9 protein-coding genes are annotated in these 13410 nt (G+C 44.5%); 2 read left to right on the forward strand and 7 right to left on the reverse strand.

Features of this window, described 5'->3' with window-relative positions:
- Both LC093_RS03260 and LC093_RS03265 read left to right on the forward strand, forming a co-directional pair.
- Entirely contained in the window at nt 1-1335 is a 1335-nt protein-coding gene (locus LC093_RS03260; protein ID WP_226661994.1) for a glycosyltransferase, read from the forward strand.
- Nucleotides 1336-1365: 30 nt separating this feature from the next.
- Nucleotides 1366-2580, forward strand: a complete 1215-nt coding sequence (locus tag LC093_RS03265; RefSeq protein WP_226661996.1) for a hypothetical protein — start codon at nt 1366-1368, stop codon at nt 2578-2580.
- 112 nt (nt 2581-2692) lie between these two features.
- Here LC093_RS03265 and LC093_RS03270 read toward each other — a convergent pair whose 3' ends face one another.
- The 7 genes from LC093_RS03270 to LC093_RS03300 all read right to left on the reverse strand — a co-directional run bounded on the left by LC093_RS03270 (nt 2693) and on the right by LC093_RS03300 (nt 13198).
- The gene (locus LC093_RS03270; protein ID WP_226661998.1) at nt 2693-3460 is read right to left on the reverse strand and encodes a hypothetical protein; all 768 of its coding nucleotides are present in this window, start codon (nt 3458-3460) and stop codon (nt 2693-2695) included.
- Nucleotides 3461-3546: 86 nt separating this feature from the next.
- Complete coding sequence (locus tag LC093_RS03275; RefSeq protein WP_226662000.1) at nt 3547-3867, reverse strand: hypothetical protein; 321 nt, start codon at nt 3865-3867, stop codon at nt 3547-3549.
- 134 nt (nt 3868-4001) lie between these two features.
- Nucleotides 4002-7832, reverse strand: coding sequence for a glycosyltransferase (locus tag LC093_RS03280; RefSeq protein ID WP_226662002.1), 3831 nt, complete (start codon nt 7830-7832; stop codon nt 4002-4004).
- Between the two features lie 4 nt (nt 7833-7836).
- The gene (locus tag LC093_RS20420; RefSeq protein WP_226662004.1) at nt 7837-9756 is read right to left on the reverse strand and encodes a glycosyltransferase; all 1920 of its coding nucleotides are present in this window, start codon (nt 9754-9756) and stop codon (nt 7837-7839) included.
- A gap of 299 nt (nt 9757-10055) precedes the next feature.
- Nucleotides 10056-10727 carry a hypothetical protein gene (locus LC093_RS03290; RefSeq protein ID WP_226662006.1) on the reverse strand — a complete coding sequence of 224 codons (672 nt, stop codon included), beginning with the start codon at nt 10725-10727 and terminating at the stop codon, nt 10056-10058.
- 64 nt (nt 10728-10791) lie between these two features.
- Nucleotides 10792-12267 (reverse strand): hypothetical protein, encoded by a 1476-nt coding sequence (locus LC093_RS03295; protein ID WP_226662008.1) that lies wholly within the window; start codon nt 12265-12267, stop codon nt 10792-10794.
- Nucleotides 12257-13198, reverse strand: a complete 942-nt coding sequence (locus LC093_RS03300; protein WP_226662011.1) for a glycosyltransferase family 4 protein — start codon at nt 13196-13198, stop codon at nt 12257-12259. Before LC093_RS03300 ends, LC093_RS03295 begins: the two co-directional genes overlap by 11 nt.
- Nucleotides 13199-13410 lie beyond the last annotated feature (212 nt).

Genomic DNA, 13410 nt, shown 5'->3' on the forward strand with positions numbered 1-13410 from the left:
ATGACAGAATTGAGCGAGCAATTGATGTTCCCAAAAGTGGAAGACAAAGCAAGAGCCAAGATTCTGATCTGCACCATGCAATACGGGTATGGATATAAGCAGGGCACAGAAAAATACGTATCTAATTTAACATCAGGCCTAAAGTCCAACGGCTACGAGGTGATCATCGCTGCTGGTGATCCCGAAAATATAAAGCAGGAAAACTCAAAAAGTAAAAATAATTCCCAAGATCGTCAGGTAACTCTACCAAGCAATGGGTGGCCGGAGCTCCATGGAGAGGATGTAGACTACTATGTCGCATTGCTCCAGGAAATCCGTCCAGATATCGTCCATATGGCAAACCCAGCGCATATCGGAATAAACCTGCTTACCGCCGCAAAACAGCTCAATATCCCCTATTTCGTGACGGCAACAGATTTTTGGTGGCTTTGCCCAAAACATACACTTACCCTCAAGGATGGAAGCTTTTGCCAAGGGTTCGAGAACTCTAGCGCATGTCGACACTGTATACTGAGTACACACCCTAGAAAACAGCTTCAAAGACTGTATCGACAACAGACCATTCGCCCCCTAATCAAAGGAGCAATAAAGTTAAACGCTATTGCTCGCAACCAGCCTCTGCCAGACTGGCCCGGAAGGAATCAGATATTAAAGACAGCATTGGATCAAGCGGAAAAAGTGATCTGCCTGTCAAAATCAGGGAAAAAGCGCATTGATAACTTCTTTGGCCTAAAAAACACCCACTATCTGCCAACAGGACTTTCCGAATCCTGGTTTTCCAAGCCAAAGGATCATGACTTCAACCTCTCCCAGATAAAAATTGGATACCTGGGAGCAATCGCACCGCATAAGGGATTGCATACATTATTAGACGCACTTGACGATCCCGAGCTCAAAGAGGTTCAACTAAAAATAGCTGGGAAAACAAACGACAGCCAATATGCAAATCAGCTCCTTAGTAGAGAACTGAACATTGACTACAAGGGTGAAATTGGAGAAAGTGAGGCGGTATCATTTATCGACTCTGTTGACTTGATCGTTATTCCCAGCAACAGCCCTGAAAACCAACCTCAGGTATTACTTGAGGCTTCTGCCAGGAAAAAGCCGGTTGTCGCAAGCGACAGCCCTGGATGCGCTGAGCTTCTGGATGAAACTGTCGTCTTTCCTGCAAATAACGCAGCCAGTCTAAGGTCGATTTTAAAGAACTTTCTCCAAAATCCGTCATCATTCCCTCTACCTGAAAAACCCCGCTCCGCACTGGATATCACAAAAGAGACTATCAATTTGTATAAAAAGGCCACCTCGCGCCACATAACGCCAACAGAGATCACATAAAAGCATCAACGAAACAGTATCGACAGAAAAATGAAGAAAGTCCTCATTTATGAACCAATGCCGGATATTTTACGTGCAGATCATATCTGTGCAATTGCACAACGTGAAATAGAAAAAGGACACCAAGTACTCCTTCTTCTAGAAGAAGAAGTACAGGTTTTATATAGAAACTCCGTTAACAAACCACACTCTGTTTATTGTAAGAATATTATTAGAGCTAAAATAGCGGACACAGGGATACCTTTTTTTGCTCTCCCCCGAAACAAACGACTAAAAAATCAGTTCCGGGCCACCCCAGAAGAAACACTTAAAGACATTAGAGATTATCGGACTAAACACTTCGAAAATATAATTTTAGATTTCAATCCAGACTCAATTATGCTGTGGAATGGCCTAATACACTATCAGCAAGATTTTATACGCCTTTCCAAAGCCCTAAACCCCAACCAGAAGTACTTGTTTATTGAGGCCGGCTGGTTTCCACAAAAAGGAACTTTCTACATAGACCCAATGGGGGTGAATGCAAAAAGCTCTATCGCGCGAAAATCACCCGTTCCGATTTCGGAAAATGAAAACAGATTGATAGAGCAGTGGAAAAGTAAGTTTAGGGAAAGTAACGGAAACTACATCATCAAAGATAAAGGCTATATATTCGTGCCTTTACAACTAGAGACTGACACAAACATCACCCTCTTTTCACCCCTCAAGAAAATGGAAGACTTATTACGTTGGGCAGATAAAAACACACCTAAACACTTAAAAATAATAGCCCGCCCTCACCCACTTAACAGCAAAATACCAGACTTAGCCTTTGACAGAAGATCGAGCAGAGTATTACTTGACTCTCAAACAGATCTGTATCAATTAATCGCGGAATGTACAGCAGTTCTTGGCATAAATAGCACTACATTACTGGAATCTTTGATCTTCGATAAACCAGTTTTCGCATTAGGAGAAGGCATCTTCCAATCATCCCATGCAATCCAAAAGCAGGAATTAACCGAGAAACTGAAGCCGACGAAAAATAAAAACAAAAGGAGAAGTAGTAACTCCCTTCTCTCTGCCCTTCTAAAGAAACAAGAATCAATGCCTAGGGTCTCAACAAAAAGTTTCACTTCAAAACTGAAACCATCTACAAAAACGACCCGCTACAACAGGTTAGAAACCCTATTCTCCAAAGTATCGATCCATCTAAAAATCTGGGCCCAACAGCAGAGGGTTCGCCTAGCCCACTACAACAAATAAACCCTCCAAATTATTCGGGACACTAACGCACAACCACCTGGCAGTCCACAAAGAATTCAACAATAGCTCAACTTAGGCCGCTGCGCGCTACAATAGAGTTCCGAAATGAGATTCACTTCAACCCCTTAACTCTTTGCATGCTCTTTTGAGCGCTATTCAATTGCCCAGGCAAGCTCTTACCTTTACCAACTGCTTTCAAAAGCTTGTCCGCAGCTTCGAAATGCTGATCCGGCTTTTCCTTTCTAGCGATAGCCAATTCAGCCAAGGCAATTTCAGTTAGAGCCTTTTGAACTTTATTGCTGGACTCCATTAATTCGATTAATTGACTAAGCTCATCAGAAAAAGCGCAATCCAAATCGAGTCGCTTGAGATTGCCTTTTTGCGGATAGCGATGCCAGTCTGGCTCAAGGTCTCCATCTTTCAACTCATCAAAACGCATTACCAGCTCTGCATTACCGTCAAAAAATACTGATTGAAGTTGGATTGCTGCAGCTTTTTGAAATTTAAGTTTTCCCTCTGAAACGATGCTTTGGAAATATCTTCGACGGTGCCAGCCGTAATCATACTCTTTGTTTGCGTGCGGAACCCTAACTTGATTACCCGGCGCAACCACGTTAACACCAAGCGCACCATTCGCACGCTCGATCTCAAAATCGTCGTTTGCATTACCACCAGCGCGGGATACCAAATATTCCGCTACATTAGGGACTCTTTTGTAGGGTAAAACTATAATTTTTTCACGGCCGAAAATAGACTCCCACTCCACAATTGACTTATTGTAATTGAGATCCTCAGTTTCAGATATTTTTTCCAGGACCCCTCTATCAAAAACACCTCCAGTTCGAGAAATCGTCGATGCGAATGAAAGAATATAATCCAACTGAGGCCTCAACCAAACCACGACTTCACAATCGTCAAAGAATTTTTCTAAAAAAACCTTTAGCGTAATTTTTTCCTTTCTTTCCGTTAGCCTATCATAGAGCCATTCACTCGAGATGATACACGCTGACACAGAGGGGTCTTTTTTAATTCTTCTTCGAATTGGAGTTCGACATCAGCTTGAAATTTTTGGTGGCCACTGGGTGACGCAATTGAAAACAACTTGAAGCCACGTTCTGGCCTGCCAGAGTCTCTACAAGCTGTCGAAAGCTTGATGTGATGATGAGCACCAAGAGATTTTGGGTAAAGAATACCAGACTCAAGCATCCTTGCACGGTTTTGAGCAAACCAAGACTGGGCAGCAGTGCTGCCAGTCTTTGGCGTCCCGATATGGACAATTCCTTTCATAAGAAACTCCGTATCTCTAACAGACCAAAAAGATCAATAACGCTTCGAAAGAACTACAAAACATAGACGAACGTAAAAAATTAAAGTTACTTCGATCTGCCCCTATAAGCTCAGCGTGTAACAATTCCGCACATCTAAATTTGTGACCGGAGTTCCCCACAGGGGAACATCAACCGACCAATAGCTCGCCTAAGAGGATTACGCATGACCCTTGCAAAACGGATGGGGTCATCCACGATAGCTCCGGAGAGCTCTCCTCGCCCGGAAAGCCTGGCGAGAGCCTTCATAACTGGCACCCAAATACGGGAGAGCCTGAATAAGCCCAGAGGGTCAGCATTGGGATAAAGCAACCCAATGATGAATGGGTGTTGCTGCGCCCAGTTTTCCCGCGCGAACTCTGCAGGCTCTATTAAAAAGTCACGCAATCTCTCTGGTGTCGCTCGACGGGCATAAAGCATTGCTAAAACAGGAGTCAATCCCCAGTAACGCCAGCCAAACACCCCATAATTAACAATTTTAGCCGGCTTGGGGAGACGGTATGTTTCCGAGACGCTCCGAGCGTCCTGTGTTTTTGCAGCGACCTTTTGGAGGACTTTTCTTTCCTCTCTTGAGGATAACGTGTCACTCGGTTTGGCTCGCTCATAAGCGGCTGATACCAATGCTATTTCTTCGGGATAAATAGTAGTTCCTTCTTGGGTGGATACCGTGGGTGCGAATAGCGTTTCACGCTCTCGCCCCAGATAGGTCTTTGCCACTTCACGGTTGACAGCCTCAGCATCACGCATGATTTTTGACGCCACCTCATTGGAGATAACCCAAGGCTTTGGCATTGGCAACCCTTGCTCTGCACGCCATTCTTGAAGGCCTCGAGTAACCTCTTCAATGAAATTGAAATAGGCCTCGTTATCACGAAAGGGGCGGCTATTGAAGACACGAACCAACTCAACGTGAGCTGCTGACAACCGAGCAGAATTCCTGTCGTCAGCTTCTGGCTCTGGCAAATCCAGTAAAATAGGAAGCCTGCAAGTCTCGGCGAAATCAGCCAGAAGACCGCTATCATGTAGCTGAGCTTTTTCGAAAATACGAACTTTCACATTTTCAACGCCGATAATATCCGACCATTCGGAAAGCGGAACACGATAATCAAGCCTACGCTGGGTTATAGGTCGCTCAAGCCACTCGCCAAATGGGATATCTACCCGACCGACGGCGCCACCAGCCACAAATTCACAATATTGCGCATTGGCCCATTCATCCTGACGACGCAGATACGCTACCATCTCAACGGAATAACCGGAAAAATACTCTGCTATGCAGTGCGCGCGCTGATTAAGGAAGAAAGCCTCGCTCGATAGTACGATAGTGTGAACTCTCCCTTCCATCAACGCCAAGCCTGCTTCGATATAATCACGCAGGCCAGGTAGACTCTTGACCGCAGCATCTGCGAAGCCGGCATGTCCAGCTTGCTTGTGGGGCCGGGTAGGCTGCCAGAACAGGCCAACTTCGGGGAACCACACTCCCGCACGAAGAAGAGCAGGTCGGTTTTTTTCAAAAAAGTGCTGGATATAAGTGCTACCGGTTTTTGTGGCGCCTATATGGACTACGACTCGAGGTTTTTCTCCTGTTAAATTATAGACACCCTCCACCGTATCAACGTTATTTCGAGCATAATCGTTCAACGCTACTTGCAGATCAGCCTGACTAGAATCACGGGGCTCATCTAACTGGAAATCCAGATATGACGTCTGAGTTAGTTTTTTTAAATTAACAGCGGTATCAACCAGATCATATCTACCAGCTACTGCCGCAGCCACAGCAAGCTTTAAGGCAACGGGAACCCTAGTATCTTTCGTTGCATAAAAAGCTTCGGGAGAAATTTCTTCATGTATACTGAAATCGCTTTTTAAAAGCTGAGTTTTTACAGTATGAAAAAATTCAGCCCTAACTGCATCGTCGTTGAGTTTTCTTATCGACCGATAGGTCCACCCCATGAATAATGCTTTTATAAACTGCCATATGACAATCCGAAAATGCCTATTAAAAGGACTATCCCTTTTATGAGCCTCCCTTTTGACAAAAAGCTCTGTACAGATAGTGAAGTTCATCAACATCTGCTGAACATTTCTCTTGGACTTACACTTTCGCATGGTGGAATCTTGTCGCACACGGTAACGAATAGCATCTTCATTAATCAAGCTTATCTGGTTGGAGCACAATAAAGCTTTTATAATGAAAGAGCGCTCTTCCATCTGCGTGAGATCAAATTTAATTCGATGCTTTTCAACAAAATCTCTTCGATATAACCAAAGCCAAAAATTCCAACTTAAAAGAATTTCAGGAAACTCTTTGAATGTAGTCTTTTTTATAGTGTAAGAAAAGTATTCTTCACCGATATCAGAGACGATCTTTGGCTCGCGCTTATTAGATTCAAACTGCTTAAATAACCGGCGCCCGCGAACCATGTCACTACTTTCCTGATCGGCGAGTGACACTGCCTTTTCTAAAAAGTAGCGATTCGGCATCCAGTCATCGGCATCAATAAACCAGATATACTCGCCTCGTGCGTTTTCTATTCCGCGATTACGTGCAAAGCCTTGTCCCACATTCTCACCCAACACAATAGGACGAATCCGAACGTCTTTAGAGGCGAGCCTATCGATAATTTCTTGGCTGCGATCGGGGCTACAATCATTAACTGGAATAATTTCAATTTCACGTAGTGACTGATTCTGGATCGAGGTTAGACATTCCTCTATATAGTCTTCCACTCCATGAACAGGCACGATAATTGAAACTTTGGGGGGAGCTGTCAGCTCCGCTTCGGATGGAGGAAGAGTGTATGGACGATTAGCCTCGATATAATCAAGCGCATCTTCAATTTTGCTTGGCACCGTATATCCCGGCACATGGTAAATCGTGTACCAGATATAGAAATAATGGAAGAGTTCATCCAATGAACGTTGACGGTGGCGGTGCGGGATATGCTGGCGATCATCCGTTAGCCCCCAACCCGCATAAAACGGCGCACCAAAACACACCACTTCCTTGCCCGCGAATAGGGCCTCAAGTCCCATCTGGCTGGTGCCGACATAGACCTTGTCTACCAAATCGAAAATACAATAAGGGTTGACTGGCTCGCGCAAAAGACGAACTCGGCCGCTTGAAGTAAGGTGCGAGTAATACCCCGAGCGCTTGCTCTTTTCCCAGCTGCTGTCTGGATGAGTCTTGACTAGAATCTCCGCATCCGGGTTTTCTTGGAGCGCGGCAACGAGCATTTTTTCAAACGCCGATTCATCGACTTTGCCATAAATAGTCGAGGCATCGGCGTAGGCCTGGTCACATACGAGGACTCGCCTGACATATCCCTCAGTCATTGCTGGAGCGTGCATGGGCTGGGCGTTGTACTTGCTGATACGTCGCTCAACAAGACGCTTGATCAGTTTCTCCACACGCACCAACTCTTCAGTGCTAGGCTTCTCGTCACTATTCAGCTTCTGGATAATCCGATTAGGATAATCCGCCATAAAGTAATGGGAAATATCGTCATAGACATACCCCAAGCACGCATATTCAGGCTTACCTTCCCTAAAGCTATGAGACCAGCTGTGAGTTGTGGCTAAAAATCCAGCTTCAAACAGTATGACTTCGGACGTTTCCGGCATTTCATTGAAGAGTTTTACAGCCCCACCGTGTGAATGCTCGGCATCTCGGTATATTGTTCCTGATGCAAAGTATAATTCACTGTAATTTATGCCCGGATCGTCAACACTGGCAATATTTGGAAAAAGGCTCGGCAGATTTGAACCAAATTTATTCTCTATGTTTTCTCTGGCATACCCGAAAGCAACTGCTTTTTTTGAAGCCGATAAAACATATTCACGAATGTCGCGATCAACATCAAATTCTTTTTGCTTCGTATCCAAGAGTTCAGCAAAACGCTGGAATGCAGTCTGGTTATTCGCCATGATATCAGGCCTTACTATTATTACCGGAGTACTCAATTTCGACCGCTCCCCAGATAAGTTCTGAGAGCCGTACAGCTGCTATATCTTTATTTCGAGGCTGAGAGGTTACTAAGCCCATCTCGTGGGCTTCAGCGAACATTTCTTCCCATGCTGAGTAGATAACTTCATTGCTGAAACGTGAGAGATAAGACTCACGAGCTGCCCGCCCCATCTGCTCACGCAAGCCTCGATCCTCCATCAATTTTCGAAGCTCTACTGGAAGCGTGCCAACTCCATCCCCCCCTTGTGCCAAGAAACCATTTTCGCCATGAATGATCTGCTCATTAACACCATTACATATTTCGTAACCAACAGCTGGCACTCCATGGGCGAGTGCTTCGCAAAGTGTCAAGGGAAACCCCTCAAAAATCGAGGGAATCACAAAAATGTCCGCTTCACGGTAGGAGGGATAAGGGTCATCCAGAGCACCAATGAAATCGACGGCATCCAAAACACCTAGCTCCCGGGCCTGCCCTCGGAGAGCACTTTCCTCTGGGCCACTACCTACGATACGAAGTTTCCAGCCAGGAAAGTCTGAAGCCAGGCTCGCGAAAGCCTCGACCAAGCGAGATGTATTCTTACGCGGCACAAGGCGTGCAACACTTAGCAAATACTTGACATCCTTTTCCTTGCCAGGTTCTGCCAGCGCTTTGGGCTCACGTATGGTGTTGGGTACAACTCGCACACGCGGCTTGAGAAAGTTCGGCAGCGTTGGCACAAAGGCCTTTACAAGAGTGTGGATCAGCGTGGCGCCAGAAAAAGCCACCACTCGCTCATCTGCTGAAAAAGTGCCGATCCAATCCGGAAACCTAGGATCGATATGTTCCGAGAGTACAATTGGGAGCCCAACTTTCTGAGCGCAGCGAACATACCGTACGAAGGTTCGGTTCATATGTAGACCAACAAGCAAATCGAGGTTTCGGCTGGCAACCTCGACCAACATCATTTGATCTGCTATTTCATCATCATTTTCAGACAAATGGACTAATTCAATGCTGTCGGCGAGAGGCCACAGTGATGGGCCAGCTTTTTTATCGAAAGTAAATATAGCGACTTTATGCCCACGTGCCACCATAGCGTTGGCCATCATATGGCCGACATTTTCTGTGCCACCCTGCCCCTGGGTAATCCAGGGCACGAAAAAACCAATGCGCATTTTGGGGACTGGACCGGGCGATGCGAGCATTGACCGAGACACCGCTATCGAGCTCGGTGCCCGATTCCATTTCCAGTTGACCGCAGGTAAATCTCCGTTGAATCGTTGCTTGGCTTCAAAGCCCTTGGGAAAGCGTCCCGCTTTAAAGAGCGCCTCAAGGTCACCATTCGCACGATGCAGCTTCCCATTCGTTAGCACTCCCGGTCCGCGCTGAGCCATACCAAAAATATTATACCCGTGACGGACAAAGCGCCCCTCGGATAGGTCGAAGCCAGAATCAGCCAGAACATACATCAGGGTTCCGATATTCCAACCGGAATTGACATGCCCACCCACAACCTCATGCTTGAAAGGAGGAACTGCCACGAATAGCCATCCATCCGGCTTCAAGATTCTTCGAATCTCGGCCAAGGCTCGGCCGGTGTCGGACACATGTTCGAGCACATGGGCACACCAGACAGCATCCATCGATGCATTCTCAATGGCACTCATATTACAGATGTCCAAATCTGGTAATACACGGACACCTTCCGGTAAGCCTTCGCCATCCTTGTGATAGGCATGCATATCGAACCCCGTGGCGGTCACCTCCCAGCCGGCCTCGAAGAAGCGGCGTGCTGCGAGGCCGGAACCCGTTCCTATGTCAACAATCGTGCCCGGGGTGGTGAAGCTCGCAAGAACTTCCTCGACAAGATTATCCTGACCCGGAATGGACGTTGTTATCTGCACTGACTACTCCACTAATTTTTCAAGCCACAGGCCAAATGAACAGCCCGGCCCTTCAGCTGCAAACTCACGGCTTTCCGGCTACCAAAAATATTTCGGCCCGGATAGTGAGATTGTACATGAAACAAGGCCGCATTCACCTTTCGCTTGGGGTACCTGAACTGCACTACCCACTTGCTCCAGAAGAAACATTTCCTGACGCCCAAAAAGACGATAGTCCCAGGGCATGTTATTTTTAAATTCCCAGTATTTGGATCCATCTAAAACCTCTTTAATAAAGAGAAAACCCTACAGCACAAACTTCATTCAACCGAATAGCCGTAGCTTTCCGCTAGCAACCTTACTTGATCTGCCTGAACAGGAAATTTTTGACCTAACTTTTTCCAAGTTAAAGAAACTCGCCTTTTAGCCTGCTTCCTAGCATTGATATCTTTTGGAAGGAATCCTAATAGTTCACCAGCCTTTTGCGCGCCCCCAACCATCTCGCTAAAGGTCATAAAAGTAGCCCCAGCATTTGAAAAATCCTCAACTTTCAATATCGGCTTACCCTTCCCAAAAGCTTCGTTGTAGCGCAACCAATAGTTAATAGCCCTTCCAAGTCTTATTGTTTCCTCGGACTCTACTCCAGACAAAAACTCCGGCATACCTAAATGCCTTTCAACGGTAGAGAACAAAGAATCCGCATGCGTTGTCGCCGATTCAATAGCAGAAATCGGATTTCGAACCATATGAAACTGCAGATCAAATGACTCCGCGTAGCGAGGGGTAAGTAGAGACCATTTCCAACCAATTATTCCATCATAATTTTGGAAAATATCACTATTCTGAGCTATATATTTGATACCATTCCCTTGCGGAAATGGCCAATCATCCCCCATCTCGTGGAGGACAGAAAAACCCATATTTTTGAGTGCCGCAGCCACGTATTTACTACCACTGCGACCACAACACGAAATGTGAAATTTCTTTTTCATTTAAAGACTCGACTTACTAAATCTAAAAGCAACCACTAAAAAATACTATATAGAGACCGCCACATCATCGAATGTAAGCGACCTTTTTCGCCAGCCGCCTATATATAACTTGAAGGTCCCTAAACACTTGAGAGGGATTCTCTACTAGCTTAAATAGATTTCTCTTTAAAAATCCAGACTCCGCTTCATACCAGAATCTTTTCCCTGTAGAAAATCCAGCTGAATTCGAGACGCAGCCCCTACCGTCATTAAAAATTTGGGGTAATCTATCAAAGGAATCCAATTCAGAACAAACAAGGTGTTCGCAAAGGCAATAATTCATGAATGCCATAAACTGATTAAATTCACTTAAGCTAAGAAAACTTCGAAAATCACTATTTAAAAGAGCTGGTAACAACTTGGGACTTTCTATATCGTGACTAAACCCCTTACCTGAATAAAAGGAGCCACCTATTATTATCGGCTTTTTACCCAGAAAACTAGCCTCAAGCCCAGACTGAGAACACAGAGTAATTGTAGTAACTGAATCAGATATTAAGTGATGAAGATTAGATTCTTCAGTCAATAGAACCCTGCTCGCCTCATGAGCCTGGAAACTGTTTAAATATTCAGCCAATGCAAGATATGTTACCGGCTCAGCACTTTTAACCTTTTTCCGCTCCCAAGGATGAACCTTAACAACCAGATTATAATCCGTGTGACCAATAACCAACCCAATAATTTCTTTGTATAACTCTATACTCGAAGTCAGATCCCGGAAGGAGTCAATCAGCGAATAATCATTAATCACTTGACAAGTAAGCAATAAGTAATTCTTAATTGGAATATCTTGCTTTTTTGTCGGTTGCTTTACATTCTTATTATTAGACCCGACACCATTCAAGTACTCGCAAGAGTTTGACCATCGCGCCAAATCAATTTCCGAGTTAAAACTCGGAAAGCAAAATCGCAAATCAGAATTATTTGCAATCGGATCGTATTTATTTTCTAAGTAGAAATGCTTCCCCGTAAAAAAGCTTTCGACCAATAGCGGTTCGGTAGAGTTATACCGGCAAAGGCGCAGCATTGATTTCGCCGAGATCGAAGAGCCGGAAAATATGATCACGTACTTGTAATTATTTTTCGTTAACTCATTGTGCCAGACGTCCAACCAATACATTGCAGCGCAATAACACACCACAAGCTCCTTTCGAGCATTCTCAAAGCAATACTCAAAAAAATCGATTTCCCGATCAAAGGAAAATGTATACATCCCATCAGATATCAACCCACTAAGCAGCTCAGCACGAATGACATCAAAAACAGACACACCTCTATATTTATACCCGAAAATAACTTCTTTCTTTTCACCCTCTACTATAGAAGCATACCTTTTGAGCTTTTCAGAGGAAAGATATGATATCAGCGTGCAATTTCTTAACTCATCGTGGTCGCAAAACACATGATATGTAATATTCGCTGATGCTAGAAATTCAAATAAACTAGAAAAGTTTTTTTTGTGAATGTGCAAGCCATCAGCAATAAGAATTTCAGAACTCATTTCCCAAAACCCTCAAATAAACATTTTCATACTTTCCAACAACATCTTTCCAGTCTGGAATTTTAGTGAATGAAACCGGATCACTCCCCTCCATGAAGTACTCTTTAATTTGATTGGCCATCTCATCAAAGTTTTCCTTCAGAAAAATGCCATTTAAATTAGACTCAGGATCAATCAAATCTATAGCCATACCTACACGCGTAGAAAAAATAGGAGTCCGGCTGTAGATAGCTTCGGGGAGGCTCGCAGGCCCACCCTCATAATTAGAGAGCATCAATAACCCATCAAGCTCATTGTAGATTTGCGGCATCAGCTCGTAAGGGAGGTATGAGTAACATAAAACATCAAAACCCAGTCGTCGCAATATTTGGTAATCCTTCATTCGACCATCGCCAACCAGGATAAAGTTAAACCTATTGGGATCTAAACGTTTCGCTATCTCGTAAAGTCGAAATTCCCCCTTCACCTTCCTCCCATATCTTTTAGACAGAACCCCAAGGGTTATCTTCTCCCCAAAAGGAAGCCTTTCCTCTTTTATCACCATCTCGTCAAAAAGTGACTTGTTAACACCGTGAGGTATTACAACCGTTTGCTCAATCCCATAGTCCTCACGTAAAATTTTTGCTTGCTGGGAATTCAAACACGCCACCACGGCATTTTTCTTATATGCATTCACAAAGTTCGAAGCATCTAACCAAGCATCCCCATCATTGAGGTCATGATGAACAGTAGAGATCGACTTGTTAGGTATGTCTTTTGCAAGATTTGGTCGATGGAAGTGATAGACATCCACATCTGGATCGGGGTCAACCGTCACAAGGTGTTCAAAACAAGGTGATTTCAAACTTTGAAAATACCCTAGCAAGGCATCAAAAATCGCACTGTGCATGTCGCTAGACATCACATGATTTACTATTACTTTTTTGCCCATCAACCCCACCTTTAAACCCTGCATTCTTAGTGCTTACCTATTTTTTGCATCACCAAAACCAAAACCAAAACCAAAACCAAAACCAAAACCAAAACCAACTATACACAAAGAAGATCAAAGTCTTAAAATGAAAAGCCTCACTAAATTAATTCGCTATAGAGCATCAGAAAAACTCAAGGAAGATAACTGAAAGCTAAGCCACATAACTGATG

The organism is Microbulbifer aggregans (genome assembly GCF_020524005.1).
GTDB lineage: Bacteria > Pseudomonadota > Gammaproteobacteria > Pseudomonadales > Cellvibrionaceae > Microbulbifer > Microbulbifer aggregans_A.

What these genes read in the sequence shown, in the direction of transcription:
- LC093_RS03260 (WP_226661994.1), top strand. Translation starts at nt 1, where the DNA reads ATGACAGAATTGAGCGAGCAATTGATGTTCCCAAAAGTGGAAGACAAA.
- LC093_RS03265 (WP_226661996.1), top strand. Translation starts at nt 1,366, where the DNA reads ATGAAGAAAGTCCTCATTTATGAACCAATGCCGGATATTTTACGTGCA.
- LC093_RS03275 (WP_226662000.1), bottom strand. Translation starts at nt 3,867, where the DNA reads ATGAAAGGAATTGTCCATATCGGGACGCCAAAGACTGGCAGCACTGCT.
- LC093_RS03280 (WP_226662002.1), bottom strand. Translation starts at nt 7,832, where the DNA reads ATGGCGAATAACCAGACTGCATTCCAGCGTTTTGCTGAACTCTTGGAT.
- LC093_RS03290 (WP_226662006.1), bottom strand. Translation starts at nt 10,727, where the DNA reads ATGAAAAAGAAATTTCACATTTCGTGTTGTGGTCGCAGTGGTAGTAAA.
- LC093_RS03295 (WP_226662008.1), bottom strand. Translation starts at nt 12,267, where the DNA reads ATGAGTTCTGAAATTCTTATTGCTGATGGCTTGCACATTCACAAAAAA.
- LC093_RS03300 (WP_226662011.1), bottom strand. Translation starts at nt 13,198, where the DNA reads ATGGGCAAAAAAGTAATAGTAAATCATGTGATGTCTAGCGACATGCAC.